Below are 26519 nucleotides of genomic sequence, written 5' to 3'. Positions count from 1 at the left end.
AGGGCCGGTCCTAGGACCGATTGCCGAGGCGGAGCGGCACCCCCGCCGGAGGTGCGGCGCGCCGGCAGGCCGTAGGTTCTGCGGCATGTCGAGAAGAGCGTTGACGGCCGGCCTGGTGGCGCTGATGTCACTGGTGGCCTTCGAGTACATGGCGGTCGCGATCGCGATGCCGGTCGTGGCCGAGGAACTGGGCGGGCTGGAGCTGTACGGGCTGGCCTTCAGCGGCGCGATGGCGGCGAGCGTGGTCGGCACGGTGCTCGGCGGCCGGTGGGCCGACCTGCGCGGGCCCATGGCGCCTCTGTGGACGGGCGTGGCCGGGTTCGGGGCCGGGCTGGCCGTGGCGGGTCTCGCGCCGAGCATGGAGGTGCTGATCGCGGGCCGCTTCGTCCAGGGGTTCGGCGGGGCGCTGGTCAGCGTGGCGCTGTACGTGCTGGTGGCCCGGGTCTATCCCGAGGAGCTGCATCCGCGGATCTTCTCGCTGTTCGCGACGGCGTGGGTGGTGCCGTCGATGGTGGGCCCGGTGATCGTGGGCGTGCTGACCGACACGCTCGGCTGGCGGTCGGTGTTCCTGCTGGTGCCGTTCCTGACCGTGGTCGCCGGGTTGCTGCTGCTGCGCGGGCTGGCGGGACAGCCGGTGCGCGGCGGGCAGCGGGGGCCCGCCCCCGGCCTGCCGGCGAAGATCACGTGGGCGGCGGTGACCGCCGTCGGGGCCGCGCTCATGCAGTACGGCAGCACGGACGGGCGGCTGCCCCTGCTGATCATCGGGCTCGTGGTGCTGGCCGTGGCGCTGCCCAGGCTGCTGCCGGCCGGGACGCTGCGGGCGGCCCGCGGGCTGCCGTCCGTGGTGGGGCTGCGCGGGCTGGCCGCCGGGGCGTTCTTCGCGGCCGAGGTCATGGTGCCGCTCATGCTGCGCGAGGAGCGGGAGCTGTCCACGACGGCGGCCGGGCTGGTGCTCACCGGTGGCGCGCTGAGCTGGTCGTTCGCGTCGTGGCTGCAGGGGCGGGAGGTCTTCGGGCAGCGGACCAACCTGCGGCTCGGCTCGGCGATGATCGCGCTGGGCATCGTGGTCATGGGGGCGGTCACGATCCCGTCGGTGCCGCTGGCGGTGGCGTATCCGGCGTGGATCGTCACCGGGTTCGGGATCGGGCTGATCTATCCGACGCTGTCGGTGCTCACGCTGGAGCTGTCGGCGCCCGGCGAGCAGGGGGAGAACAGCTCGGCGCTGCAGGTGGGTGAGTCGGTGTTCTCGGTGGTGTCGGTGGCGGTCACGGGGGCGCTGTTCCTGTCGGCGGGGCGGGAGTACTGGGTGGTGTTCGCGGCGACGCTGGTGATGGCGGTGGCGGGGCTGGCCGTCGCCCCCAGGGCGTTCGGCGGCCCGAAGGCCACCGGAACACCCGGGGACGGCGGGGATGGCGAGGCGAGCCTGGCCGGCCAGGCCGCCGGGACGAGCCAGGCCGGCCAGGCGAGCGCCGGCCAGGCGAGCGCCGGCCAGGCAAGCGCCGGCCAGGCAAGTGCCGGCCAGGCGAGCGCGGGCCAGGCGAGCGCGGGCCAGGAAAGCGCGGGCCCGGCCGGGGCGGCCGCGGGTCAGTCTTCGGCGGGCTCGGCGTAGGAGGTCGCGCGGCGCCGGGCTGCCAGCCGCCTGGCGAGCGGAGTCAGCAGCGCCAGCGCCGCCAGCGCCAGCAGCGCCGCCGCGACCGGGCTGCGCACCAGCACGCTCACGTCGCCCGCGCCGATCGCCAGCGCCCGGCGGAGCTGGATCTCCGCCATCGGCCCCAGGATCATGCCGATCACCGCGGGGGCGATCGGCAGGCCGAAGCGGCGCATGGCGTAGCCGAGCAGGCCGAGGACGTACAGCACGAACAGGTCCACGACGGTGCCGTTCAGCGCGTACACGCCGAGGGCGGCGAACAGCACGATCCCGGCGTACAGGTACGGCCTGGGCACCCGCAGCACCCGCGCCCACACCGGGGCCAGCGGCAGGTTGAGCACCAGCAGCATCGCGTTGCCGATGAACAGCGAGGCGATCATGGCCCAGACCAGCGCCGGGTTGTGGTCGAAGAGCTGCGGGCCGGGCTGCAGGCCGTACTGCTGGAAGGCGGCCAGCATGATCGCGGCGGTCGCGGAGGTGGGCAGGCCCAGCGTGAGCAGGGGCACCAGGGTGCCGGCGGCGGAGGCGTTGTTGGCCGCCTCAGGCCCGGCGACGCCCTCGATGGCGCCCTTGCCGTACTCCTCGCGGGCCACGCCGCGGGCCAGGCGGCGCTCGGCCGCGTACGACAGGAACGTCGGGATCTCGGCCCCGCCGCCCGGCAGCGCCCCGAACGGGAACCCCAGCGCCGTGCCGCGCAGCCACGGCCCCCAGGAACGCCGCCAGTCCGCGCGCCCCATCCACGCCCGGCCGACGGGCACCACGGAGGGCGGGGAGTGGCGCAGCCGCGAGGCCACGTACAGGGCCTCGCCGAGCGCGAACAGGCCGACCGCGACGATCACCACGTCGATGCCGTCGAGGAGCTGCGGGACGCCGAGCGTGAGCCGCGCCTGCCCGGTCTGCTGGTCGATGCCGATCAGCCCGATCACCAGGCCGAGGCCGAGCGAGGCGAGGCCGCGTACGACCGAGCGCGACAGCACCGACGACACCGCGATGAACGCGAGGACGGCCAGCGCGAAGTAGTCCTCCGGCCCGAACGAGATCGCGAACGCCACCACCGCGGGGGCCGCCACGACCAGCAGCGCGGTGGCGATGGTCCCGGCCACGAACGAGCCGATGGCCGCCGTGGCGAGGGCCTGCGCCGCCCGCCCGCGCCTGGCCATCTTGTTGCCCTCCAGCGCGGTGATCATGGAGGAGGACTCGCCGGGCGTGTTGAGCAGGATGGACGTGGTCGAGCCGCCGTACATGCCGCCGTAGTAGATGCCGGCGAACATGATGAACGCGGCGGTCGGCGGCACCGTGAACGTGACCGGCAGCAGCAGCGCCACCGTCATCGCCGGCCCGATGCCGGGCAGCACGCCGACCAGGGTGCCGAGGGTGACGCCGATGAGCGCGTACATGAGGTTGACGGGGGTGAGCGCGGCGGCGAAGCCGTCCAGCAGCAGCTCCAGGGAGGTCATCTCACAGCACCCCCGCGAGCGGCCCGTCCGGCAGCCGCACGCCGAGCCCGTTGACGAACAGCACGTACGTGAGCACGCCCATGACCACGGCGACCACGGCCGCCCGCGCCTTGTGCTCGGCCCCGAGCGCCACCGACAGCCCGAAGAACAGCAGGCTCGCGCCGATGATCCAGCCGAGCAGGTCGAGCAGCGCCGCGAAGGCCAGGAAGATGCCGCTCACCAGCAGCAGGCCGCGCAGGTCGGCGGGGGCGGCGGCGTCCACGTCCTCGCTCTCCTCGGGGTCGCCGTGCCCGCCGCGCAGCACGTCGAGCACGTAGAACAGGCCGATCACGACCATGGCCCCGCCGACCAGCACGGGGAAGAACCGCGGCCCTGGCCCGAGCCGGGAGGCCGCCGCCGAGACGTCGAGCGTCCCGGCGATCACGAAGACCCCCAGCCCGAGCACCACGAGCGCGAGCCCGAGCTCGGGCCGCCACCACGAACGCAGGCGCGTCATCAGGACACGAGCCCCATCTCGGCGATGATGCCCTTGACCCGGGCCTGCTCGGCGCTCAGGAAGTCGGCGAACTGCTGACCGGTCTGGAAGGAGTCGATCCAGCCGTTCTTGGCCACGGCGTCCTTCCACGGCTGCGCGTCGTGCATCTTGGTGACCAGGTCGGTCAGCGCGGTCTTGTCGGCCTCGGACAGGCCGGCGGGGGCGACGAAGCCGCGCCAGTTGGCCAGCTCCACGTCCAGGCCGCCCTCCTTGAGCGTGGGCGCGTCCAGGTCGGCCAGGCGCTCGCCGGAGGTGACGCCGAGGGCGCGCAGCTTGCCCGACCGGACGTGCTCGGCGAACTCCGAGACGCCCGAGACGCCCGCGGTGACCTTGCCGCCGAGGAGCTCGTTCAGCGCCTCGCCGCCGCCGGAGTGCGCGATGTAGTTGACCTGCTTGGGGTCCACGCCCGCGGCCTTGGCCATGAGCCCGGCCACGATGTGGTCGGTGCCGCCCGCCGAGCCGCCGGAGATCGACACCTTCGCCGGGTCGGCCTTCCACGCCGCCACCAGGTCGGCCAGCGTCTTGTGCGGCGAGGAGGCCGGGACCACGACGATCTCGTACTCCTCGGTCAGCTTCGCGATCGGCGTGGTCTCCGCCAGCGTGACCTTCGACTTGTTCTGCTCGATGGCGCCCACCATGACCAGGCCCATCGTCATGAGCAGGTTGCCATTGCCCTTCTCGCCGGCCAGCTGCGCCAGGCCGATCGTGCCGCCCGCGCCCGGCACGTTGTACACCTCGACCTTGCGGTCCGGCGCGGCGCTCTTGAACGCCTGCTCGGCGGTGCGGGAGGTCTGGTCCCAGCCGCCGCCGGGCGCGGCCGGGGCCATGATCCGCAGCGTGCCCGAGGCGCTGGTCCCGCCGCCCTGCCCGCCGCAGCCGCTCAGCACGGCGAGGGAGAACGCCGCGAGCGTGGCGAATATGCGCAGACGCATGATCGACTCCAGGAAAGAGAGTTCACGGTTATGAAACTGGGATGGTGAATCCCCTTCCGATCCGCGTCGAGGCTTTGCATGCTTGCCGTCATAGTGGTCGTATTGGTCGTGACCTGGGTGCAGGCATATGTGGTCCGCGAGACGGGTGCGTGAGGCCCCGCTGGGCACCCAGCTCTTCGTGCTCCAGATGGTGATCGTGCTGATGGCCGCCGGCGGCACCGCCGCGGTGTGGGCGGGGCACACCCGCGAGCAGCTCGACGCGCTGCACCAGCAGCGGGCGCTCGCCATCGCCCAGTCGGTGGCCGCGCTCCCGCAGGTCCGCGACGCGTTCAGGCGGCCCGATCCGGAGAGCGTGCTGCAGCCGCTCGCGCTGGGCGTCCAGCAGGAGACCGGCGCCGACTACGTCGTCATCGCCGACGCCCAGCAGCGCCGCTTCGCCCACCCCAACGCCTCGCTCATCGGCAAGCGGCTGTCCACCGACGGCACGGTGGTGCTGCGTACCGGCCGGAGCTGGGTCGGCACCGAGACCGGCACGCTCGGCACCACGGTCCGCGGCAAGACCCCGATCCGCGACGAGTACGGCGCCGTCATCGGCCTGGTCTCCGTCGGCGTCCTGGAGACCACGGTGATGAACCAGCTCGGCGGCGCGCTGCCGCCGCTGGTGTGGACCGCGCTCGCGGTCATGCTGGCCGGGCTGGCGCTGGCCGCGCTCGTCACCGCCCGGGTGCGCAGGCAGACCTTCGGCCTGGAGCCGAGGGAGATCGCGGCGCTGCTGGAGCAGCGCGAGGGCGTGCTGCACGGCGTGAAGGAGGGCGTGCTCGCGCTCGACCTCGACGGCCGCGTGACGCTGGTCAACGACGCCGCCCGCGACCTGCTCGGCGCGGTCGCCGAGGGCGAGGACCTGACCAGGCTGCCGGTCTCCGAGCGCCTGCGCGACGTGCTCGGCGGCGCCGACCCCGGCGAGGACCGCGTCGTGCTGCACGGCGAGCGGGTGCTGGTGCTCAACCGCACCCCCGTGTCCGTACGCGGCCGGCAGCTCGGCTGGGTCGTCACCCTCAGGGACCGCACCGAGCTGATCCGCCTGGCCCGCGAGCTGGACGACGCCAGCAGCGCCACCGACGCGCTGCGCGCGCAGGCCCACGAGTTCGCCAACCGCATGCACACCGTCGTCGGGCTGCTGGAGCTGGGCGAGCACGAGGCCGCGATCGGCTTCATCACCCGGACGACGCGCGGCACGTACGCCAGCGACCTGCGCGAACGCGTCCAGGACCCCACGCTGGCCGCGCTGCTGCTGGCCAAGTCCGCCGAGGCCGCCGAGCGCGGCGCGACGCTCGTGCTGTCGGAGGACTCCCGGGTGCCCGAGGGCACGCTCGGCGATCCGCAGGACGCGGTCCTCGTCGTCGGCAACCTGGTGGCCAACGCGATCGACGCGCTCGACGGCGCGCCGGGCACGATCGAGGTCTCGGTGCGCTCGGACGCGGGCGGCCTGCGCGTACGGGTCGGCGACTCCGGCCCCGGCATCGCTCCCGACCTGGTCGAGGAGGTGTTCAGGGAGGGCTTCACCACCAAGGCCGCCCACTCGGGGCCGCGCGGCCTCGGCCTGGCCCTGACCCGGCAGGCGTGTCTGCGCCGGGGCGGCTGGGTGCGCGTGGGCAACGCGGGCGGCGCGGTCTTCACGGCCCTCCTGCCGGCCCTCACGCAGGGTGGGACGCGATGAACGACGTACGGGTGCTCGTCGTGGACGACGATTTCATGGTGGCCCGCATCCACGGCGGCTACGTCGCCCGCGTCCCCGGCTTCCGGGTGGTGTCCACGGCCCACACGGGGGCGGGCGCCCTCGCCGCGGCGGCCGAGTCGCGGCCCGACCTCGTGCTGCTCGACATCTACCTGCCCGACATGTCCGGGCTGGAGGTGCTGAAGGCGCTCCACGACGTGGACGTCATCATGATCAGCGCCGCCCGCGACGTGCCCACGGTGCAGGAGGCCATGCGCGGCGGCGCGGTGAACTATCTGATCAAGCCGTTCACGGCCGCCGCCCTGGCCGAACGCCTCCGGCACTACGCCGACACCCGCCGCCGCCTGACCGCCATCGGCGCCGAGGTCCGCCAGGACGACGTGGACCGGCTCTTCGGCGCCCCCGCCGCCACCGCGCCCCTGCCGAAGGGGCTGTCGGCGGCGACGTGCGCGCTGGTCGCGGACACGCTCAGGGAGGCGGGACGCGACCTGTCCGCGGCCGAGACCGCCGAGCTCACGGGCCTGTCGCGGGTGAGCGCCCGCCGCTACCTCGACCACCTGAGCACGGTGGGCCGGGCCGAGGCGCGGCCACGGTACGGCACCGCCGGCCGGCCGGAGCACCGCTACCGGTGGCTAGGTTGACACACTTCCGTATCCATTTCCCGTGACATATGCGGATCGTCGTGCCTTACTGTTGCCTGAGACTTGGCTGCGGACCGGGAGGAGACTGAGGGCGTGCGCGACGCCGGACCGATCGAATCACCGACCGACCCGTTCGCCTCGGTGCCTTTGCCCTCGTCGAGCGTCTCCAGGAAGCCGCGCATCGAAGGACTGCCGCCGGGCGTCTCCCGCGACATCTTCGGCCCGCCGGACCGCCAGGACAGCCGGCCGGCTCAGGGCCCCGGCACGCCGGGCGGTCCCGCGGCCGGCACGCTGCCGCCCGCGACGCCGCCGGCCCAGCCGTGGCCGATGAAGGAGAAGGAGCCCGCGCCCGTGTTCGGGTCCGGGCCCGGCGAGCGGCCCTCCTTCGCCGGCGACCCCGAGCCGCCCCGGCGCCGCCGCCTGCTGCCCGGCCTCGCGCTGCTCGTCGTGGTGCTCGCCGCCCTGGCGTACGTGGTGCCCGCCGTCTTCATGTCCGGCTCGGTGTTACGCGGCACCCGCGTGGCGGGGGTGGACATCGGCGGGCTGACCGTCACGCAGGCGGCCGACAAGCTCCGCGACGAGCTGGGCGCCAAGCTCAGCAGGCCGGTCACGGTCGAGATCGGCGACAAGAAGGACACCGTCCAGGCCGACGAGGCCGGGCTGGAGCTGGACGTGGTCGGCACCATCGGCCAGGCGCCCAGCGGCTTCCCCAGCCCCGTGGAGGTCTGGCGGGGCCTGACCGGCACCACCGAGCTCCAGCCGAAGATCAACATCGATTCCTCCCAGCTCGCCAGGACCGTGGACGGCCTGGCCGAGACCGTGGACAAGCCCGCGGTCGAAGGGCGCGTCACGTTCGCCGGGCTGGAGCCCAAGGCCCGTCAGCCCGCCGACGGCGTGGTGCTCGACCGCGAGGACGCCGTACGCCGCATCGGCGACACCTTCCTGCGCGGCGGCGGCAACGTCGTCCTCACCCTGCGGCCCGCCAAGCCCGTCACCACCCCCGAGGCGGTGGAGGCGGCCGTGACCAAGGCGCGCCAGGCCGTGTCCGCGCCGCTGACGCTCACCGCGGACGGCCGGCAGGCGCAGGTCACGCCCGCGGTGATCGCGGCCAACCTGGCGTACGTGCCGGACGGCGACGGCACGCTGGTGGCCCAGTTCGACGCCAAGGCGGCGCTCGCCGGGCTGGAGAGCACCCTGGTCGACGCCGCCCAGCAGCCGCGCGACGCGACGTACCAGATCGTGAACGGCGCGCCGGTCCTGGTGCCCTCGCGCACCGGCCGGGGCGTGAACGACAAGCTGCTCGCCAGGGACGCGGAGAAGGTCTTCGACGCCGGCGGCGCCCGCGTCGTCCCCGTACGGCTGGGCACGGTCGAGCCGGCCGTCACCACCCAGCAGATCCGCGGCCTCGGGATCAAGGAGCAGGTGGCCACCTTCACCACGTCCTTCGAGTGCTGCCAGACCCGCGTCACCAACATCAGGCGCATGGCGCAGCAGCTCGACGGCCATGTGGTGAAGCCGGGGGAGACGTTCTCCATCAACGAGGTCGTCGGCGAGCGGACCGTCGAGGACGGCTACGTCATGGCCGGGCAGATCGTCGGCGGGCGCATGGTGAGCCTGGTCGGCGGCGGCGTCTCGCAGTTCGCCACGACCATGTACAACGCGGCCTTCTTCGGCGGCTTCGAGGACGTCGAGCACCAGCCCATGGACTACTACGCGCCGCGCTACCCGGCCGGCCGCGACGTCGCGCTGCTCTACCCCGAGACCGACCTCAAGTGGCGCAACGACTCCGAGTTCGGGGTGCTGGTGAAGACCGCCTCCACGGACACCTCCGTGACGGTGACGCTCTGGAGCACCAAGCGCTACGACAAGATCGAGGCGATCACGTCGGAGCGGCGGGACGTCGTCGCCTTCCGCACGGAGGTCAGCTCCGAGCCCGGCTGCCTGCCCACCCTCGGGCAGGAGGGCTTCACCGTGGACGTCACCCGGGTCTTCCACCAGGGCGGCAAGGTCGTCAAGCGGGACCCGAAGCTGACCACCGAGTACCGGCCGCAGGCGCAGATCACCTGCACCGGCAGCGGCCAGTAGCGGGTCAGGAGATCGGGACGGACAGCACGCGGTCGTCGCCCGCGCGCGGCGAGCCGCGGCCGTCCTTGTTGCTGGTGCCGACCCAGAGCGCGGAGCCGTCCGGCATGGCCGCGACGGCGCGCAGCCTTCCGTAGCGGCCCTCGAACCGGGCGACCGGCTCGCCGGCCGTGCCGTCGGCCGCCAGCGGGACCTGCCACAGCCGCTCGCCGCGCAGCGCGCCCACCCACAGCGAGCCGCCGGCGTAGGCCATGCCGGACGGCGAGGCGTCGGAGGTGGGCCAGGTGACGATCGGGTTCACGTAGCGGGGGTCGTCGCCGCGCCCCTCGACCTCGGGCCAGCCGTAGTTGCCGCCCGGCTTGATGAGGTTGACCTCGTCCCAGGTGTTCTGGCCGAACTCGCTGGCGTACAGGCGGCCCTCCTGGTCCCACGCGAGGCCCTGGACGTTGCGGTGGCCGTAGCTGTAGACGAGCGTGCCGAACGGGTTGCCGGGCGCGGGCGCGCCCTCGGTGGTCATGCGCAGGATCTTGCCGGCCAGCGAGGCGCGGTCCTGCGCCAACGGGCGGTCGCCGGTCTCGCCGGTGGTCGCGTAGAGGTAGCCGTCGGGGCCGAAGGCGAGCCGGCCGCCGTTGTGGATGCCGCCCTTCGGGATGCCCTCGACGAGGACCTTCGCCGCGCCCAGCCGGTTGCCGTCGAAGGCGTAGCCGACGACGCGGTTGTCCCGCTCGGCGGTGTAGTAGAGGAAGACCCGGTCGTCCTTGACCGCCACGCCCATCAGGCCGCCCTCGCCGTCGGGGCGCGCCTCGGCGATCTTCGCCACCTCGCTGACCTGCCCGGACGCGCTGATCCTGAGCAGCCGGGCGGTGTCCCGCTCGGTCACCAAAGCGCCGCCGTCCGGCAGGAACGCGATGCCCCAGGGCACGGCGAGGCCCGTGGCGACGTCCTTGGGCGTGCCGGGGCTGACGGCGGCCGTCACCGAGGCCGCCGGGGTGGCGGCGGCCTGCGGGGTCGCCGGGCCCTCCCGGGGACCGGCCTCGGGAGCGCCGGGGGAGCAGGCGGTCAGCGCGGCCAGGAGCACGAGCGTCCAGAGCTTCCTCATGTGTTCCATACTTACCCGCGCGCCGTAAGGTTCTGGGCATGAAGACCTGGGTTCCGTCCGCATCGGTAGCCGAAGTCCTGTCCGACCTCCCGGGCGTGGAATGTGCCGTCTACAACTCCTCGACCCCCATGCCGGAGGGGATCGAGGAGGTGGAGGTCTGGGTCCCGCCGCTCATCCCGGTGCCCGACGTGCCCGGCACGCTGGCCAAGATGACCTCGTTGCGGCTGGTGCAGACCGTCACCGCGGGCGTGGACCCGTACCGGCCGCACATGCCCGCGGGCGCGCTGCTCTGCAACGCGCGCGGCGTGCACGACGCCGGCACCGCCGAGTGGGCGGTCGGCGCGATGATCGCGGTGCTGCGGGAGTTCCCCGGGTTCGCCGACGCCCAGCGCCGGGGCGAGTGGACCTATCACCACACCGGCGTGCTGGCCGACTCCACCGTGCTGATCATCGGTTACGGCTCCATCGGCGCGGCGCTCGAACGCCGGCTGGAGGGCTTCGAGGTCGAGGTCGTACGGGTGGCGCGCACGGCCCGCGAGGGCGTGCACGGCATGGCCGAGCTGCCCGCCCTGCTCCCGGAGGCGGACGTCGTGGTGCTGCTCGTCCCGTCCACGCCCGACACCGCCGGCATGGTGGACGCCGCCTTCCTCGGCCGGATGCGCGACGGCGCCGTGCTGGTCAACGCCGCGCGCGGCAGCGTCGTCGACACCGACGCCCTGGTCGCGGAGCTGCGTACCGGCAGGCTGCGGGCCGCGCTGGACGTGACCGCGCCCGAGCCGCTGCCCGAGGGACACCCCCTGTGGAGCGTGCCGGGCGTGTTCATCACCCCGCACGTGGCGGGCAGCACCCCTGCCTCGGAGCGGCGGATGCTGCGGCTGATCAGGGCCCAGCTCGGGCGCTACCGCGCGGGCGAGCAGCTGGACAACGTCATCACCGCGTCCTACTGAAGGGACGCGTACTGAGAGGATTCCGGAACGTGGCTGGTCCGTGACCTGGGGTGCGTACCGTTACGTTTGCAGGGAACTCCTGACTCGCTGTCAAGGATCTCTTGGCGGCAATTGGTCCGTGTGGTTATCAGATCGGTGACGACATCGGCGTTGTCACCACCCGGGCGCCCGGGACCGCACACACTGGCGAGGTGATCGCCGGGCTTCGGCGGTCGCGAGACGCCGAGTTCGAGACGGGATGGGCAACGACTGTGATCCGCTGGCGTGATCCTCGTGCGCCGCTGACCGCCGTGATCGCGGCAGGTGTGGTGGTGCTCGCCGCCGCGTTCCTGAACGACGATCAGGTCCTTGTCGCCGGAGCGGTCATCGGAGGGATCGCCGCGCTCGCGGCCGCCGCCTCCCTGGTGGTGGCCTCGCTGCGGTCGGGCGGGCACCGCCCCACCGCGATGGGCGCCCGCTGGATCGGCGGCGGCGCCGTCATCTGGGGCGCCGGACTGGCGCTGCGGCCGGTCGACGGAGGCTTCGTCGCCGGCTTCGCCGACCTGTTCCTCCTGCTCGGCACGGTGGTCACCGCGGGTGGCGCGCTGATCGCCGCCGACCGCAAGCTGCCGGCCAGGTCGGTGTTACGGCACATCACCGACGCCTACCTGTGCGCGGCCTCGATCTTCCTCGTCGGATGGGTGGTGCAGCTCAGACACGTCTACGACGCCACCGCCGACCCGCCGACGTTCACCCTGGTCATGCTGCCGCCCATGATGGGCCTGCTGGTGACCTGCGCGGTGCTCCCGTCGGTGGCGATGAGCAGGGCGCGGTCGTGGACGCTGAGCCTGGCCGGGGCCGGCGCGCTCGTCGCCATGAACGTGGCGGGCCTCGCCGTCGCCGTGGCCCGTCTCGACGACGGCGCGCCGTCCGCCTGGGCGGTGCTGCCGGCCCCGGTGGTGTTCCTGCTGCTGGCCGCCGTGCCCTGGATCCAGTGGCCCGGCCACGGCGGCGGGCCCACGGCGAAGAGCCTCGTCGCGATGGTCCCGCTGGGCCTGGTCGCCGTGGCCGCCTGCACGCTGCTGGTCCACGTGGCCGGCGGCAACGCCGGGCGGCCGGTGACCGGCGTCGTGGTGGTCGCGGTCAGCGTCGTGCTGCTCCTGCTGGTCCGGCTGGTCGTGGTCTCGGCGGTCAACGTACGCCTGCGCGGCCTGGTCAGGCTCGGCGAGCGGCAGCTCAGGGAGCTGGCCGAGAGCACCGGCGACGTGGTCTTCCTGTGCGACTACGAGGGCGTGGTGCGCGAGATCGGCGCGGGCGTCGAGGTCACCTACGGCTACGCGCCCGACGAGGTGGTCGGCGGCTCGATCTTCGACTACATCCATCCCGAGGACGTTCCCGGCATCCAGGCCGCGCTGCGCGCCATGGGCCTCGACGAGGAGACCGCCGTCGCCGGCGCCTGCCTCATCGCCTGCCGGGTGCGCGCCGCCGACGGCACCTGGCGGCCCACCGAGTCCGTCGCCACCCGCCACGTCGGCGGCGACGAGCTGATGCTGGTCACCACCAGGGACGTCAGCGACGAGGAGGCCCTGCGCAACCAGGTCGCCCACCTGACCTTCCACGACGGCGTCACCGGCCTGCCCAACCGCGCCTACTTCGAGGAGCGCACCCGCGAGGTGCTCTCCGGCCGCGCGGTGGGCAACGTCGCGGTGATCTTCCTCGATCTCGACGGGTTCACCTCGGTCAACGACTCGGTCGGCCACGCGAGCGGCGACTACCTGCTCGGGCAGGCGGCCCGGCGGCTGCGCGGGGCCGTACGCGCCGACGACACGCTCGCCCGGTGGGGCGGCGACGAGTTCGCGGTGCTGGTGGAGACGGGCGGCGACGCGCAGGTGGCGGTCGACCTGGCCGAGCGGCTGGTCCGCGCGGTGTCGCAGGAGCCGTTCCGTGTCGCCGACCGCGACGTGGCGCTCACCGCGAGCGTGGGCGTGGCCTTCGCCGAGGACGACATCCCCGCCGGTGACCTCATCCGCAATGCCGACGTGGCCATGGCCCGCTCGAAGGAGCTGGGCGGGCGGCGCGTGGAGGTGTTCGCGGCGCAGATGCACGCCGACGTCGTACGACGCCTGGAGCTCGCCGCCGACCTGCAGCGGGCGCTCATCGAGCACCAGTTCGCCATCGAGTACCAACCGGTCGTGGACCTCGCCACCTCGCGCGTCACCGCCGTGGAGGCGCTGGTGCGCTGGTGGCGCGGGTCGGTGTTCGTGCCGCCCGAGCAGTTCCTCGGCCCGGCCGAGGACACCGGCCTGATCGTGCCGCTCGGCGAGTGGATCCTGCGCGAGGCGTGCCGCGAGGTGGCCGCCTGGCGGGCCTCCTCCTGGGACATCGGCCTGTCGCTCAACCTGTCGGCCCGTCAGATCACCGCGCCGCGCTTCGTCGAGACCGTCGAGGAGGCGCTGGCCGAGAGCGGGTTGCCCGCCTCCGCGCTGACCCTGGAGGTCATCGAGGAGATGCTGGTCGAGGACGCCGAGGAGACGATCAAGCGGCTGTCGGAGCTGCGCGCGCTCGGCGTGCGGCTGGCCATCGACGACTTCGGCACCGGCTACGCCTCGCTGGCGTTCCTGCGGCAGCTCCCCGTCGACATGATCAAGATCGATCCGTCGTTCGTGGCGGGGCTCGGCAGGGACGACACCCTGACGTTGCTCACCCGTACGATCGTGCGGCTCGGCCACGATCTCGGCCTCATCGTGGTGGCGGAGGGCATCGAACGTCCCGAGCAGCTCGAACTCCTCCGAGAGATGGGCTGCACCCGAGGTCAGGGCTTCCTCGTGGCCCGGCCGATGGCGGCGCGGGGCGTCGACTCGCTGATGCGGACAAGTCTCACTGTTTGAGACTTGTGTCCACCAAGTTGACACCAGGGCTCTCGGAGCGGATATCGTGGACGACATGCTTCGCAGTGAGATTCTCGTAGTACTTCGCTGGCGCGCAGGCCGATAGCGAAGCACGACGACCTGCGCGCCGCCCCAGTCCCGCCGTCCCAGGTGGGAAGGGGCATTTTTTATGTCCTAAGCGAGTAGCCACGCAAGGAACGAGCCGATGACCGAACGCATGACAGGTGCACAGGCCCTGGTCAGGGCGCTGGAGCACGTGGGGGTCGACACCGTGTTCGGGATCCCCGGCGGCGCCATCCTGCCCGCCTACGATCCCCTCTACGACTCGGTCAAGGTGCGGCACGTGCTTGTACGGCACGAGCAGGGCGCCGGGCACGCGGCCGAAGGTTACGCGCAGGCCACCGGCAAGGTGGGCGTGTGCATGGCGACCAGCGGCCCGGGTGCGACGAACCTGGTGACACCGCTGGCCGACGCGTTCATGGACTCGGTGCCGATCGTGGCGATCACGGGGCAGGTGGCCTCGCCGATGATCGGCACGGACGCCTTCCAGGAGGCGGACATCTCCGGCATCACCATGCCGATCACCAAGCACAACTTCCTGGTGACCGATCCCGCGGACATCGCCCGTACGATCATGGAGGCGTTCCACATCGCCTCGACCGGCCGTCCCGGGCCGGTGCTCGTCGACATCTCGAAGGACGCGCTGCAGGCCGAGACCACGTTCTCGTGGCCGCCGGTCATGCAGTTGCCCGGCTACCGCCCGGTGACGCGGCCGCACTCCAAGCAGATCCGCGAGGCGGCCAAGCTGATCGCCGAGTCCCGGCGGCCGGTCCTCTACGTGGGGGGCGGCGTCCACAAGGCGCACGCCTCCGCTGAGCTGCTGCAGCTCGCCGAGCTGACGAACATCCCCGTCGTCACCACCCTGATGGCCCGCGGCACGTTCCCCGATGGCCATCCGCAGCACATGGGCATGCCCGGCATGCACGGCACCGTCTCGGCGGTCGGCGCGCTGCAGCAGTCCGATCTGATCATCGGACTGGGCGTGCGGTTCGACGACCGGGTGACCGGCGACCTGTCGACGTTCGCGCCGTACGCGAAGATCGTGCACGCCGACATCGACCCGGCCGAGATCTCCAAGAACCGTCACGCCGACGTGCCGATCGTCGGCGACTGCAAGGAGGTCCTCACCGACCTCATCGCGGCCGTCCAGGCCGGCGGTCAGAAGGGCGACTACGACGAGTGGTGGCGGCTGCTCAACGGCTACAAGCGGACCTACCCGCTGGGTTACGAGCAGTTCGAGGACGGCTCGCTGGCCCCTCAGTACGTCATGGAGCGGCTGAGCGCGATCGTCGGTCCTGACGCCTACTACGTGGCCGGCGTCGGCCAGCACCAGATGTGGGCCTCGCAGTTCATCGACTACGAGAACCCCGGCACGTTCATCAACTCCGGCGGCGCCGGCACGATGGGCTTCGCCGTCCCGGCCGCGATGGGCGCGAAGATGGGCCGCCCGGAGAGCACGGTCTGGGCCATCGACGGCGACGGCTGCTTCCAGATGACCAATCAGGAGCTCGCCACCTGCGCCCTGGAAGGTGTGCCGATCAAGGTCGCCGTCATCAACAACGGCAACCTCGGCATGGTCCGCCAGTGGCAGACGCTCTTCTACGACCAGCGTTACTCCAACACCGACCTGCAGGCGACGCGCCGCATCCCGGACTTCGTCAAACTGGCGGACGCCTATGGTTGTGTTGGTCTCAGGTGCGAGCGTCCGGAGGACGTGGACGCCGTGATCAAGAAGGCCATGGAGATCAACGACGTGCCCGTCGTGATCGACTTCGTCGTCCACCAGGACGCGATGGTCTGGCCCATGGTCGCTGCGGGCACCAGCAACGACGACATCAAGATCGCCCGGGACATGGCGCCGAAGTGGGAGAACGAAGATGAGTAGGCACACGCTGTCCGTGCTCGTCGAGAACAAGCCGGGCGTGCTGGCACGCGTGTCCGCGTTGTTCAGCCGGCGCGGCTTCAACATCGACTCGCTGGCCGTCGGGCCCACCGAGCACAACGACATCTCACGCATGACCATCGTCGTGAGCGTCGAGGAGCTGCCGCTCGAACAGGTCACCAAGCAGCTCAACAAGCTCGTCAACGTGCTCAAGATCGTCGAGCTGGACCCGGCGCAGTCCGTGCAGCGCGAGCTGACGCTCATCAAGGTCAAGGCCGACGCCGAGAGCCGCTCGCACGTGCTGGAGCTCGTCCAGCTCTTCCGTGCCCGCTGCGTGGACGTGGCCGCCGACGCGGTGACGATCGAGGTCACCGGCACTCCCGACAAGCTCGACGCCTTCGTGAAGGTCCTTGAGCCGTTCGGGATCAAAGAACTCGTCCAGTCGGGCATGGTGGCTGTTGGCCGCGGTGCCCGTTCCATCACCGACCGGTCCCTCAGGGCACTGGACCGTACCGCCTGAATTTCGCCTGAAAGGTTCTAAGCAAGTGACCGAGATCTACTACGACGACCAGGCCGACCTGTCGATCATCCAGGGACGCCACGTGGCCGTGCTGGGGTACGGCAGCCAGGGCCACGCCCACGCGCTCTCCCTGCGTGACTCCGGCGTCGACGTGCGCGTCGGCCTGCCCGAGGGCTCCAAGAGCCGCGAGAAGGCGGAGAACGACGGCCTGCGCGTCCTCACCCCGGCCGAGGCCGTCGAGGAGGCCAACCTCACGATGATCCTCGCGCCGGACCACATCCAGCGCGACCTCTACGCCCAGCACGTGGCCCCCAACCTGGTCGAGGGCGACGCCCTCTTCTTCGGCCACGGCCTCAACATCCGCTACGGCCTCATCGAGGCCCCCGAGGGCGTCGACGTCTGCATGGTCGCCCCCAAGGGCCCGGGCCACCTGGTGCGCCGCCAGTTCGAGGCCGGCCGCGGCGTGCCCTGTCTCGTCGCCGTCGAGAAGGACGCCTCCGGCAAGGCGCTGGACCTGGCGCTGTCGTACGCCAAGGGCATCGGCGGCACCCGCGCCGGCGCGCTGCGCACCACGTTCAAGGAGGAGACGGAGACCGACCTGTTCGGCGAGCAGGCCGTGCTCTGCGGCGGCGTGTCCGAGCTCATCAAGGCGGGCTTCGACACCCTCATCGAGGCGGGCTACCAGCCCGAGGTCGCCTACTTCGAGTGCCTGCACGAGATGAAGCTCATCGTCGACCTCATGTACGAGGGCGGCGTCTCCAAGATGTACTGGTCGGTCTCCGACACCGCCGAGTACGGCGGCTACACCCGCGGCCCGCGCGTCGTCACCGAGGAGACCCGGCAGGAGATGCGCCGCATCCTCGGCGAGATCCAGGACGGGTCGTTCGCGCGCGAGCTGGTCGAGGAGTTCGACAGCGGGCAGAAGAAGTTCCAGCAGTACCGCGACGAGCTGGCCGAGGACGCCATCGAGAAGACGGGCGCCAAGCTCCGTCCGATGATGAGCTGGCTCAAGGGCTGAGCTCTCTCCGGCGTGAGACGCCCCCGGCGAAGCGGTCTTCGCCGGGGGCGTCTCGTGCGTAGGATGCCGATCATGGCAAGTCGCATATCCGAATTGATCATTCCTTGTCAGGACGCGAACGGGCTGGCCGCGTTCTGGTGTGAGGTGCTGGACTTCGTGGTGCTCGACACCGAGGACGACGGCTCGGTGGAGATCGGCCCGCGGGAAGGGTTCGGCGGGCTGCAGCCGACCCTGATCTTCAGCCCCACCACCGAGCCCAAGACCGGCCCGCTGCGGATGCACTTCGACGTCAACGCCACCGACCGCGACCAGGACGCCGAGCTCGAACGCCTGCTGAGCCTCGGCGCGCGCCCGGCCGACGTCGGCCAGACCGGCGAGGAGTCCTGGCACGTCCTGGCCGACCCCGAGGGCAACGAGTTCTGCCTGCTGCGCGCCCGCCTGAGCTGAGGGCCGGGGTCAAGGGGCCGGCGAGCTGCATAACCATGCAGTGAACCGACTTGACTGGTGATCTTGCATGCACCAGATTGTTCGCGTTCCCGGAAAATCCCCCCTCAAGGAAACCATCAACCCATGAAGCGAACCATCGTCGGTGTCGCCGTGGTCGCCGGTGCGCTGCAGCTCGCCGTCGCCGCGCCCGCGCAGGCGGCGCAGAACATCGATCCGGTGAAGGTGCTCAAGTCCGAGCTGGCGCGGGGCAAGGGCGTCAACGTACGGGCCACGGCGAGGGTGACGTACTCGGCGGGCGAGTACATCTCCTCGACGCTCGACGGGACCGTCGAGTTCGACGCGCGCGGCGCGCGGGCGGCCGACACGAGCCAGAACCTGAGCTACAGCAAGAGCCTGCTCGCCAAGATGGCGAAGGTGAGCCCGCGCGAGACCGAGACGCTGCAGCACTCGCCGGTGCGGGTGCTCTCCTCCGGCCGGGTCAGCTACGTCTCCGGCGCGGTGGTCCAGGACGCCCTGCCCGAGGGGACGAGCTGGGTGCGCTACGGCGGCACCGACGTCCCGTCCGGCAACCTGCTGCTCGACGTCTTCGAGCCCGCCACGCTCAAGGCGCTCATGGACCACCGCGCGTCCTGGAGCGGCGGCGTGGTGAAGGGCACGATCAAGCCGCATGAGCTGGCCAGGGCGTCGGCCTCGTTCGTCGCCCGCTACGGCGAGCAGTGGATGAAGAGCCGTCCCGGCAGGATCTCCTACGCGCTGCGCCTCAGCGCGGGCGGCCGGGTGGAGCGCGTGTCGGTGACGGGTGAGCTGCCCTACGACAAGGGCTCGGTGCGGGTCCAGTCGGACACGACCTACACCGAGTGGGGCCGCCAGGTGACGGTCCTGCTGCCGCTGCGCGGCGAGGTCATCGACCAGCCGGAGGTCAAGGACGAGGTGCCGGCGCAGGCCCCCGCCCTCTGGAGCTGACGCCGTCGGTGCGCCCGGGGGCGCGTGACCCGCACCCCCGGGTTTTTCTGTACGAAGATATATCGTTCGATATAGCATCCGACTCATGATGATGAACGCGCGCCGCGCCTCCGGCGGGTACGGACCCACCGGACGCTTCTTCGGACCCGGCGAGCTGCGCCTCGCCGTGCTCGCGCTGATCGCCGAGCGGCCCGGCCACGGCTACGACGTCATGAGCCGCCTGTCCGACCGCTTCAACGGCACCTACGAGCCGAGCGCCGGCTCCATCTACCCCACGCTCCAGCTCCTGGAGGACGAGGGCCTGGTCCGCGTCGAGCAGGACGAGGGCCGCAAGGTCCACCACGTCACCGACGAGGGCCGCAGGGCCGTCGAGGAGCAGGCCGACGAGATCGAGCGGCTGTGGGGCCGGGCGGCCAGCAGGGGCGAGTGGGGCATGTTCCGCGACCCCCAGGCCGCCGAGATCGTCGCCCCCGCCCTGCGCCTGGTGAAGGCCGCGGTCAAGGCGCTGGCCCACACCCACGGCGATCCGCAGGTGGTCGAGCGCATCCAGCAGATCTTCGTGGAGGCCCGTCACCGCGTCGAGGAGCTGGACCCGAGGAGGGGGCGATGACCACGGCCAGGAAGAGCGTGGCCAGGCGGCTGCTCGGCCGCGTGTTCGTGGAGGGCGAGATCCTGGAGGTCGAGGAGGTGGCCCCGCGCATGCGCCGGATCAGGATCGGCGGCGAGGGCCTGGCCGCCCTCGCGTATGTGCCGGGCCAGCACGTACGCGTGCTCATCGGCGACGGCGGCGGCCTGGTGGGCGGGGTGCTGCGGACGTACTCGGTGTGGTGGTACGACCCGAGCTGGGAGGCCCTGGACCTGATCGGGCTCGACCACGGCGGAGACGCCCCCGGCGCCGTCTGGGTGCGCGACGCCGCGCCCGGCCAGGAGGTCGTCTTCATGCGCCCCGAGGGCGGCTTCGTGCTGCGCGAGGACGCCCCCTACCACCTGTTCGCGGGGGAGGAGACGGCGTCGGTCGCGTTCGGGGCGATGCTGCGGGCCCTGCCGCCGGAGGCGGCCGCGTACGGCGCCGTGGAGGCCGAGCGGCCCGGCGACCACCTGGGCCTGCCGCGGGAGCTGACCCGGGTGTGCCGCGAGGGTGCCCCGGCGGCCGGCTCGCAGGTCCTGGTCGACGCCGTACGGGCGCTGGACCTGCCGGACGAGCCGGGCTTCGCCTACCTGGCGGGGGAGGCCCGCACGATCCAGGCGGTCCGCGCCCATCTGGTGGACGAGCGCGGCTGGAGCCGCAGGGACGTGCGGACGAAGCCGTTCTGGACGCCGGGCCGCCGCGGCCTCGACTGACGGCGCCCCCCGGCTCTCTTCGATAAAAATACCGGTATAGTTATCGCCACGCCGACCGGTGAACGACGAGGAGGGGCCGTGATCGAGCTGAAGAGCGCCGGGGAGATCGACGCGATGCGCGAGGCGGGACGGGTGGTGGCCGCCGTGCACGCGGCGGTCCGCGACCAGGCCGCCGTGGGCGTGACGCTCAGGCGACTCGACGAGGTGGCGCGGACCGTCATCGAGGAGGCCAAGGCCGGAGCGTCGTTCCTGGGCTACCACCCGTCGTTCGGCGCGACGCCGTACCCGGGGGTCATCTGCACCTCGGTCAACGGGACCATGCTGCACGGGCTGCCGACGGCCTACCGGCTGCGCGACGGCGACCTCATCAGCGTGGACTGCGGCGCGATCGTGGACGGCTGGCACGCCGACGGCACCGTGAGCTTCACCGTCGGCACGCCGCGCGCCGAGGACCTCAAGCTCATCCAGGTCGCCGAGGAGACCCTGGCCGCCGGCATCAGGGCGGCCGTGCCCGGCGGCCGGATGGGCGACATCGGCCACGCGATGTCCACCGTCGGGCGCGGCGCCGGCTACGGCATGCAGAACGACTTCGGCGGCCACGGCATCGGCCGGGCCATGCACGAGACGCCGTTCGTGCCGAACGAGGCCCGCGCCGGGCGGGGGCTGCGGCTGCGCCCGGGGCTGGTGATCGCGATCGAGCCGAGCCTGATGGCGGGCGGCGGCGACGACTACTACATGGCCGAGGACGGCTGGTCGGTGTGCTCGGGGGACGGCAGCCGCAGCGTCCACGTGGAGCACACCGTGGCCGTGACGGCCGACGGGCCCGTGGTCCTGACCCTTCCCTAAGCGGGGGTCAGCGAAGGGCCTGATGTCTCTCCGTAGCACGCATGGTCGCGTCAAGGACGGCAGGGATCGGCATCGCTTCGCCCGGAGCGAGTGTTTGCCCTGGTCAAGGGTGAGATCGCTGGCGTTTGGTGCAAGAGGCCGTAGGGCAGATCTCTTCCCGGCAGCTACGGAGAGTAGTCGATAGGCATCAGAGGAGATACAAATGTACAGAGCAGGACTTGTCCTTGCCGGCCTCGTCGGCGGGATGGTTGTGTTCGGCGGCTCCGCGCTGGCGGCAACCAGTGGCTATGGCCCCGGCGGCTACGGCCCCGGCCACGGCCCCAGTTATGAGTGGGAGAGCGGCCAGTTCAACAACTTCGGCGACGACCGTGACCTCCTCGACCTGGACCTCCTGAACGGCCTCCTGGGCCAGGCGCTCAGCTGACGCCCTACGAGTCGTAAGCAGGGGCCCATCCTGAGGATGGGCCCCTTCGCTTTGTCCTGGGCCGGTGGGCGGGCCCGGCCGCGGTCCTATGCGGGGGGAGGCGCGGCCGAGCCCGCGGGGAGGGGAGCGCCGTGGGCGTGCGGTGGGTAACCGGCTCAAGGGTGAGGCCGGTGAAGGCCCGGGCGCTCCCGTGGTCCTCGGTGGGCTGTCCTGAGAAGGGATTCTGGTTCTCCGATGTCGGTCATGTCCTGAAAAGTCGGCCGATATCTGGAGCTCCAGGTAAACCCGCGTGCCCCCCTGGGCGTCAGGGGATCAGCACTGGACGGGCTTCAGCCACGAGCACTCCAGGTCGCCCGCCTGCCCCTCGGCCGCCGAGCGGAGCTGGGCCGGGGCGTCGACGGCGGCGGCGCGGGTGAACTGCGCGAGCCGTACCGCGATCTTGTCCTCGATGTCCTTCGGCGAGCCCGACAGGTACTGGTTCAGCATGATCGAGAAGACCAGCGGCTCGCCGTCGGCGCTGGTGACGTAGCCCGACAGGGACGTCACGCCGGTCAGGGAGCCGGTCTTCGCGTGCACGTTGCCCGCGGCGGGGGTGCCCCGCATCCGGCTGCGCAGGGTGCCGCCCACGAAGCGGTCGGCGTCGCCGGCGATGGGCAGGGCCGCGTACCAGGTGGGGAACCACGGCTTGCCGCGTACGGAGGTCAGGAGCTGGACGATCGAGCCGGGCGAGAACCCGTCGCGGCGCGACAGCCCGGAGCCGTCCCGCATGTTGATGACCTGCACGCCGTTCGCCTTGGCGAAGTCGGTCGCGACCTTGAGCCCGGCCGACCACGTGCCCTGGCCGGCGGCCTTGCGGCCCATGGCCTTGGTGAGGATCTCGGCGTGGATGTTGTTGCTCAGCTTCATGAAGGGCACCAGCAGCTCGCCCAGCGTCATGGACTCGTGCCGGGCCAGCTCCTTGGCCCCGTCGGGCGCGGCCCCCGTGGCGGTCGCGCCGAGCACCTTCACGCCGTGCTTGGCGAGCGACGCGCGGAACAGCGTCGAGACGTAGGCGGTCGGGTCGTCCACGGCCACCCACTCCTGGTACGGGTCCGCCACCGTGCCGGTGATGACGACCGTACGGGTGCCGTGCTGGCGCTCGATGAGCACGTCGGTCTCGGCGCCCGCCGTGGCCTTGTTGACGATCTTCAGGTAGTCGGTCTCGGGCGTCGTGGAGACCTTGACCTTGCCGCCGTCGGCGGCCACGGAGACGATCACCGATCCGGCGTCGTAGTCGCGGTCGGGCGAGGCGGTCAGCGCGGAGATCGGGGCCGCGTAGTAGGCGGTCTCGTCGTCCCAGGTCCAGTCGTTGCCGAGCCGCTGGGAGTCGAACCAGGTGTCGTCGGCCACGAGACGGCCGGTGACGACCTTGACGCCGGCCGCGGCCACCTTGGCGGCGAGGGCGTCGTAGTCCTCGGCCAGCATGGTCGGGTCGCCGGTGCCGCGCAGCACGAGGTCGCCGGCGAGGACCGAGCCCGCCTTGCGGCCCGTGTTCAGCACGGTGGTCGGGAAGCGGTAGTCGAGGCCGAGGGTCTCCACCGCTGCGGCCGAGGTGAACAGCTTGGTGTTGGACGCCGGGATGAGCTGCTTGCCGGCGTCGGTGGCGTACAGCTCCTCGCCGGTGGAGGCGCTCTTCACCACGACGCCCGCGCGGGCGATGGTGAGCCGGGAGTCGCTGAGTATCTGGTTGAGGTCCTGGGTGAGGTCGGCCACGCCGGCCGTGGGGTCCAGGGCGACGGCGGGTGAGGACGGGCTGGACGCCCACGCGAGGGACGCGACGAGCGCGCCCGCGACGAGGGAGGCTGAGGTGCGCCGCATGGGGTCTCCAAAGAAGACTGGGGGATCGCCTGAGAGCATGGATCAGCGCAGACAGCCTGTAATCCGCAAAATTCCGTATTTATTGGCCGGTCGGCACGCCGGACGTCAGCAGGAAACCGCAGTCCCCGAAGGACACCTCGTCGCCCGGCGTCACCCGCGCCGGCCCCACCAGCCGCCAGCCGTTGAGCCGGGTGCCGTTCAGCGACCCGAGGTCGACCAGCACCCACCGGCCCTCGTCGTCGCGCCGCAGCTCGGCGTGGACCCGGGAGACGGTCAGGTCGGACAGCACGAGGTCGCAGGCCGAGCCCCGCCCCACGACGTAACGCACCCGCTCGTCGTCGGGCAGCGCGAGCCGGGGCAGCCGGGGCCGCCGCCAGGCGGACTGCAGCTTGGTGGTGAACTCCGACACCGACGACACCGCGTCGGTCAGCCGCTGCCGTAACGTGGGCCGCTTCGGCAGGTCGGCCACCAGCTCGTCGAGCTCGTGCTGACTGCGGGCGCGCAGCGCCTGGTCGACGCGGCCGACGAAGGTGTCGTGGGAGATGCGGCCCTCCACCGCGCGGACCTTGAGCTCGTCGATCGCACGGTCGCGTTCCCCGTCGGAGGCGCGGAAGGGTGGATGGGTCGAGCTCATGTAGCGAGTATCGGCCTCAACCTCGGTTCGTGTCCAGAATACGCCGAATCGGGTGCCGCCCTCGGGTTCACGCGTCCGCGGGCGGCGCGACGGGTGGCGTGAGCCGGTACTTCAGCGTCACCAGCACCGACGCGAAGATGATCAGCGCGGGGATGGCGGTCTGCCCGATCAGCACGGCCGTCACGGCGCTGTCCGGCTGCCGTACGGGCGTGTCCGGCTGGGACTCGACGAAGCCGCCGATCGACAGGACGACACCGAAGATCAGCGCGCCGAACGAGCTGACCCCGCTCTCGATGGCCGTCCAGAGCCCGGTGAGCACGCCCGCGCGCCGCTTGCCGGTCTCCGCGGCGTCCACGGCGATGACGTCGGCCAGCATGGAGAACTGCAGCAGCTGCAGCCCGGCGTACCCGACGCCGACGAACAGGATCGTCACGTGCGCCCACAACGCCCCGAACAGCGGCGTGGCCATGGCCGCCGCAGTCCCCGCGGCGAACAGCGAGGCCGCCAGCACCATCGCCCCCCGCTTGTCGAAGCGCCTGGCGAGGCGCACCCACAGCGGCATGGTCAGCAGGATCGGCCCCACGAGCGCCGCGAAGAGCGTCTGCGTGGCCTTGGGATCGCCGATCGTGTACGTGGCGAAGTACGGCGCGGCGGCCAGCATCATGCTCACCGCCAGCATCTGCGTGCAGGCCAGCACGGTCAGCCAGAGGAACGGCCGGTTGCCCTTGATCGCGGCGAGCTGTTCGCGCCAGTCGCCCCGGTCGGCCTCCGGAGCGCCGGTCATGGGGGCGCGGGCGGTGCCGAAGAAGGAGCCGAGCATGGCGAGCAGCAGGATGACCGCGATGGTGAGCGCCATCGCCCGGTAGCTGCCCAGCGTCCCGTGCTCGCCCTCGCCGGTGGCGATGGCGGGGGCGAGCACGCCGCTGATCGCGGTGGCCACGCCGATGAAGACCATGCGCCACTGCAGCAGCGAGGTGCGCTCGTGGTAGTCGTGCGTCATCTCGCCGGGCATGGCCTTGTACGGCACCTCGAACAGCGCGTACGCCGTCGCCGTGGCGAGGAAGCACACCGCGACGTAGGCGGCGGCGGGCACCCCCGTCAGCGGCGGCCCCGCGAAGACCAGGAAGAACGCGACCGGCAGCGTGCAGGCCCCGGCGAGCAGCCACGGCCGGCGCGGGCCCCAGCGCGAGACGGTCCGGTCGGACCACCGCCCGACCAGCGGATTGATGACCAGGTCCCAGACCTTGGGCGCGGTCACCACCACGCCGGCCAGCCACGCGGGCACGGCCAGGAAGTTGGTCATGTAGTAGAGCAACAACAACCCCGGCACGGCGTTGACCGTTGCCGTGCAGAAGGAGCCGACCCCGTAACCGAGGCGCACGCCCCGGGGAACCGTGGCCGCGACCGGTGTGATCATCCCCACATTAGAGCCGAGCAACGGCTTGTTTGGGGAGACCCATTCGGCCGGCGGCGGCAGGAGAATCCCGCCGCCGCAGGTCAGCCGCGCACGTCGGCGCGCTGGGTCAGTCGCGTACGTCGGCGCACACCACGTGCGCGCCGATCTCGATCATCCGGCGCTCGCTGCGCGCGTCGGCCACCCGGGCCATGAGGATCGGCGCGCCGCTGGCCGCGAACTGCGGCAGCCGGGCCCGCACCAGGCGGTGCAGGTCGCGTACGACGTCCTCGGCGGCCGACATGTGGACCTTGACGTGCAGCATGATCCCGGTGGCCCCGGACGCGGTGCTCGCCTCGGAGATCCACACGTGGTGCACGAGCGGGAAGTCCATGAGCAGCTGCGCGATCGCCTGCCGCAGCGCGGGCAGGATGGGATGGGTGCACCTGCGGTAGCCGGGGTCCACCTGCTGCATCGGGCCCGACAGGTGCGGCCTCGGCGCGGGCACCCACGGGAACGACGGCGCCTGCGGAGCCGGCGGGGCGACCTGGGCCAGCGCGGCACCCCGCGACACGGTGGCCATCGCGCCCGTCGCGTAGGCGGCGGGGGCCGCCCCCGACAGGACGGGCGTGGGCCCGGTCCGCGTCGTGGTGAGGAAGCGCTGGAGATCGTCGATGGGCACGGCCGCGGCGGCTGGTCCGGCCGCGTCGATCACGATCTCCCGCACGCCCGTGACGCGCTGGATGTCCAGGATGGTGTCGGCGTCGCACGCCGACAGGGAATGGCTGCCACGGTGCCGGGCGTAGGTGGTCGCGCTGGTGTAGCCGAGCAACACGCGGTCGCCGGCCTGGGTCGTCCCGAGGACGACCGAACGGTCAGGGCGCACTGCCACCAGGACGCCACCGTCGGCGAGGGCGCCCAGCAGCCGGTGGGGCGTGCCATGCTGGGCGAGAACGTCGGCAAGCGCAGGATTCCCGATGCTCATATGACGAACCATAGGTAGTCGGCCACGGCTTATCAGGCTAATGGCGAATAAATCTCCCGATCAAGACGAAGATGGCCCCGGAGTGGGTGACTTTGTCCTCTACCGGGTAGCCGCCCGTCCGTCTCACATCGTGGGTCCTTCGTGAATGCGTTCACAAGCGCCGGTTAGACTCGGTAGGACCGCCGGGGGATCCATGGACGTGTCCC

General features: G+C 71.9%; 23 protein-coding genes. 15 read left to right on the top strand and 8 right to left on the bottom strand.

The window, feature by feature from the left end; translation table 11 throughout:
* Positions 1 to 85 precede the first annotated feature (85 nt).
* Entirely contained in the window at positions 86 to 1609 is a 1524-nt protein-coding gene (locus ACBR40_RS35775) for an MFS transporter (RefSeq protein WP_371251597.1), read from the top strand.
* Here ACBR40_RS35775 and ACBR40_RS35770 read toward each other — a convergent pair.
* Genes ACBR40_RS35770 through ACBR40_RS35760 form a run of 3 tightly spaced genes read right to left on the bottom strand, consistent with a single transcriptional unit; the run spans position 1585 to position 4572 of the window.
* A complete protein-coding gene (locus ACBR40_RS35770; protein WP_371251596.1) occupies positions 1585 to 3105 on the bottom strand; it encodes a tripartite tricarboxylate transporter permease in 1521 nt (506 codons plus the stop codon). The genes ACBR40_RS35775 and ACBR40_RS35770 overlap by 25 nt on opposite strands.
* Before the next feature lies 1 nt (position 3106).
* Complete coding sequence (locus ACBR40_RS35765) at positions 3107 to 3601, bottom strand: tripartite tricarboxylate transporter TctB family protein (RefSeq protein ID WP_344217442.1); 495 nt, start codon at positions 3599 to 3601, stop codon at positions 3107 to 3109.
* Complete coding sequence (locus ACBR40_RS35760; protein WP_344217440.1) at positions 3601 to 4572, bottom strand: tripartite tricarboxylate transporter substrate binding protein; 972 nt, start codon at positions 4570 to 4572, stop codon at positions 3601 to 3603. Before ACBR40_RS35760 ends, ACBR40_RS35765 begins: the two co-directional genes overlap by 1 nt.
* 127 nt (positions 4573 to 4699) lie before the next feature.
* Between ACBR40_RS35760 and ACBR40_RS35755 the strand changes: the two genes are divergently transcribed.
* From ACBR40_RS35755 to ACBR40_RS35745, 3 genes are all read left to right on the top strand, one after another.
* On the top strand, positions 4700 to 6289 hold the full coding sequence (locus ACBR40_RS35755; protein ID WP_371251595.1) for an ATP-binding protein: 1590 nt from the start codon (positions 4700 to 4702) through the stop codon (positions 6287 to 6289).
* Positions 6286 to 6948, top strand: a complete 663-nt coding sequence (locus ACBR40_RS35750; RefSeq protein WP_371251594.1) for a response regulator — start codon at positions 6286 to 6288, stop codon at positions 6946 to 6948. Before ACBR40_RS35755 ends, ACBR40_RS35750 begins: the two co-directional genes overlap by 4 nt.
* 93 nt (positions 6949 to 7041) lie before the next feature.
* Positions 7042 to 9033 (top strand): VanW family protein, encoded by a 1992-nt coding sequence (locus ACBR40_RS35745; protein WP_371251593.1) that lies wholly within the window; start codon positions 7042 to 7044, stop codon positions 9031 to 9033.
* 4 nt (positions 9034 to 9037) lie between these two features.
* Here the strand turns inward: ACBR40_RS35745 and ACBR40_RS35740 are convergent, their stop codons facing one another.
* Positions 9038 to 10129, bottom strand: a complete 1092-nt coding sequence (locus tag ACBR40_RS35740; protein WP_344217431.1) for a PQQ-dependent sugar dehydrogenase — start codon at positions 10127 to 10129, stop codon at positions 9038 to 9040.
* Positions 10130 to 10167: 38 nt separating this feature from the next.
* Between ACBR40_RS35740 and ACBR40_RS35735 the strand changes: the two genes are divergently transcribed.
* From ACBR40_RS35735 to ACBR40_RS35685, 11 genes are all read left to right on the top strand, one after another.
* Positions 10168 to 11076 (top strand): 2-hydroxyacid dehydrogenase, encoded by a 909-nt coding sequence (locus ACBR40_RS35735; protein WP_371251592.1) that lies wholly within the window; start codon positions 10168 to 10170, stop codon positions 11074 to 11076.
* Positions 11077 to 11366: 290 nt separating this feature from the next.
* A complete protein-coding gene (locus tag ACBR40_RS35730) occupies positions 11367 to 13943 on the top strand; it encodes a putative bifunctional diguanylate cyclase/phosphodiesterase (protein ID WP_371251591.1) in 2577 nt (858 codons plus the stop codon).
* 205 nt (positions 13944 to 14148) lie between these two features.
* The gene (locus ACBR40_RS35725; RefSeq protein ID WP_371251590.1) at positions 14149 to 15888 is read left to right on the top strand and encodes an acetolactate synthase large subunit; all 1740 of its coding nucleotides are present in this window, start codon (positions 14149 to 14151) and stop codon (positions 15886 to 15888) included.
* A complete protein-coding gene (gene ilvN / locus ACBR40_RS35720; protein WP_344206453.1) occupies positions 15881 to 16405 on the top strand; it encodes an acetolactate synthase small subunit in 525 nt (174 codons plus the stop codon). Before ACBR40_RS35725 ends, ilvN begins: the two co-directional genes overlap by 8 nt.
* A gap of 34 nt (positions 16406 to 16439) precedes the next feature.
* Positions 16440 to 17423, top strand: a complete 984-nt coding sequence (ilvC, locus tag ACBR40_RS35715) for a ketol-acid reductoisomerase (RefSeq protein WP_344207143.1) — start codon at positions 16440 to 16442, stop codon at positions 17421 to 17423.
* Between the two features lie 72 nt (positions 17424 to 17495).
* Positions 17496 to 17870: a VOC family protein gene (locus tag ACBR40_RS35710; RefSeq protein ID WP_364454059.1), complete on the top strand. Its 375-nt coding sequence runs from the start codon at positions 17496 to 17498 to the stop codon at positions 17868 to 17870.
* A 123-nt stretch (positions 17871 to 17993) separates the two neighbouring features.
* Positions 17994 to 18833, top strand: coding sequence for a hypothetical protein (locus tag ACBR40_RS35705; RefSeq protein WP_371251589.1), 840 nt, complete (start codon positions 17994 to 17996; stop codon positions 18831 to 18833).
* Between the two features lie 85 nt (positions 18834 to 18918).
* Entirely contained in the window at positions 18919 to 19443 is a 525-nt protein-coding gene (locus ACBR40_RS35700) for a PadR family transcriptional regulator (protein WP_371251588.1), read from the top strand.
* A complete protein-coding gene (locus tag ACBR40_RS35695; protein ID WP_371251587.1) occupies positions 19440 to 20174 on the top strand; it encodes a siderophore-interacting protein in 735 nt (244 codons plus the stop codon). Before ACBR40_RS35700 ends, ACBR40_RS35695 begins: the two co-directional genes overlap by 4 nt.
* A 78-nt stretch (positions 20175 to 20252) precedes the next feature.
* On the top strand, positions 20253 to 21020 hold the full coding sequence (map, locus tag ACBR40_RS35690; protein WP_371251586.1) for a type I methionyl aminopeptidase: 768 nt from the start codon (positions 20253 to 20255) through the stop codon (positions 21018 to 21020).
* 202 nt (positions 21021 to 21222) lie between these two features.
* On the top strand, positions 21223 to 21444 hold the full coding sequence (locus ACBR40_RS35685) for a hypothetical protein (protein ID WP_329590521.1): 222 nt from the start codon (positions 21223 to 21225) through the stop codon (positions 21442 to 21444).
* 312 nt (positions 21445 to 21756) lie between these two features.
* Here ACBR40_RS35685 and dacB read toward each other — a convergent pair whose 3' ends face one another.
* The 4 genes from dacB to ACBR40_RS35665 form a co-directional block, all read right to left on the bottom strand.
* Positions 21757 to 23301, bottom strand: coding sequence for a D-alanyl-D-alanine carboxypeptidase/D-alanyl-D-alanine-endopeptidase (dacB, locus tag ACBR40_RS35680; RefSeq protein ID WP_344206459.1), 1545 nt, complete (start codon positions 23299 to 23301; stop codon positions 21757 to 21759).
* Positions 23302 to 23380: 79 nt separating this feature from the next.
* Positions 23381 to 23935, bottom strand: a complete 555-nt coding sequence (locus ACBR40_RS35675; RefSeq protein WP_371251585.1) for an FHA domain-containing protein — start codon at positions 23933 to 23935, stop codon at positions 23381 to 23383.
* Positions 23936 to 24002: 67 nt separating this feature from the next.
* The gene (locus tag ACBR40_RS35670; RefSeq protein ID WP_371251584.1) at positions 24003 to 25352 is read right to left on the bottom strand and encodes an MFS transporter; all 1350 of its coding nucleotides are present in this window, start codon (positions 25350 to 25352) and stop codon (positions 24003 to 24005) included.
* 106 nt (positions 25353 to 25458) lie between these two features.
* Positions 25459 to 26313: a hypothetical protein gene (locus tag ACBR40_RS35665; RefSeq protein WP_344206462.1), complete on the bottom strand. Its 855-nt coding sequence runs from the start codon at positions 26311 to 26313 to the stop codon at positions 25459 to 25461.
* Positions 26314 to 26519: the final 206 nt, after the last annotated feature.

The sequence above is a fragment of the Nonomuraea sp. AD125B genome (genome assembly GCF_041402765.1).
Taxonomy (GTDB): Bacteria; Actinomycetota; Actinomycetes; order Streptosporangiales; family Streptosporangiaceae; genus Nonomuraea; species Nonomuraea bangladeshensis.
The sequence above is the reverse complement of the archived record's forward strand: the minus strand, read 5'-3'. Positions and strand labels throughout refer to the sequence as shown.

Coding starts and splice junctions, on each gene's coding strand:
- ACBR40_RS35775 (WP_371251597.1), top strand. CDS start 86: ATGTCGAGAAGAGCGTTGACGGCCGGCCTGGTGGCGCTGATGTCACTG.
- ACBR40_RS35770 (WP_371251596.1), bottom strand. CDS start 3,105: ATGACCTCCCTGGAGCTGCTGCTGGACGGCTTCGCCGCCGCGCTCACC.
- ACBR40_RS35765 (WP_344217442.1), bottom strand. CDS start 3,601: ATGACGCGCCTGCGTTCGTGGTGGCGGCCCGAGCTCGGGCTCGCGCTC.
- ACBR40_RS35760 (WP_344217440.1), bottom strand. CDS start 4,572: ATGCGTCTGCGCATATTCGCCACGCTCGCGGCGTTCTCCCTCGCCGTG.
- ACBR40_RS35755 (WP_371251595.1), top strand. CDS start 4,700: ATGTGGTCCGCGAGACGGGTGCGTGAGGCCCCGCTGGGCACCCAGCTC.
- ACBR40_RS35750 (WP_371251594.1), top strand. CDS start 6,286: ATGAACGACGTACGGGTGCTCGTCGTGGACGACGATTTCATGGTGGCC.
- ACBR40_RS35740 (WP_344217431.1), bottom strand. CDS start 10,129: ATGAGGAAGCTCTGGACGCTCGTGCTCCTGGCCGCGCTGACCGCCTGC.
- ACBR40_RS35735 (WP_371251592.1), top strand. CDS start 10,168: ATGAAGACCTGGGTTCCGTCCGCATCGGTAGCCGAAGTCCTGTCCGAC.
- ACBR40_RS35725 (WP_371251590.1), top strand. CDS start 14,149: ATGACCGAACGCATGACAGGTGCACAGGCCCTGGTCAGGGCGCTGGAG.
- ilvN (WP_344206453.1), top strand. CDS start 15,881: ATGAGTAGGCACACGCTGTCCGTGCTCGTCGAGAACAAGCCGGGCGTG.
- ACBR40_RS35710 (WP_364454059.1), top strand. CDS start 17,496: ATGGCAAGTCGCATATCCGAATTGATCATTCCTTGTCAGGACGCGAAC.
- ACBR40_RS35705 (WP_371251589.1), top strand. CDS start 17,994: ATGAAGCGAACCATCGTCGGTGTCGCCGTGGTCGCCGGTGCGCTGCAG.
- ACBR40_RS35700 (WP_371251588.1), top strand. CDS start 18,919: ATGATGATGAACGCGCGCCGCGCCTCCGGCGGGTACGGACCCACCGGA.
- ACBR40_RS35695 (WP_371251587.1), top strand. CDS start 19,440: ATGACCACGGCCAGGAAGAGCGTGGCCAGGCGGCTGCTCGGCCGCGTG.
- ACBR40_RS35685 (WP_329590521.1), top strand. CDS start 21,223: ATGTACAGAGCAGGACTTGTCCTTGCCGGCCTCGTCGGCGGGATGGTT.
- dacB (WP_344206459.1), bottom strand. CDS start 23,301: ATGCGGCGCACCTCAGCCTCCCTCGTCGCGGGCGCGCTCGTCGCGTCC.
- ACBR40_RS35675 (WP_371251585.1), bottom strand. CDS start 23,935: ATGAGCTCGACCCATCCACCCTTCCGCGCCTCCGACGGGGAACGCGAC.
- ACBR40_RS35670 (WP_371251584.1), bottom strand. CDS start 25,352: ATGATCACACCGGTCGCGGCCACGGTTCCCCGGGGCGTGCGCCTCGGT.
- ACBR40_RS35665 (WP_344206462.1), bottom strand. CDS start 26,313: ATGAGCATCGGGAATCCTGCGCTTGCCGACGTTCTCGCCCAGCATGGC.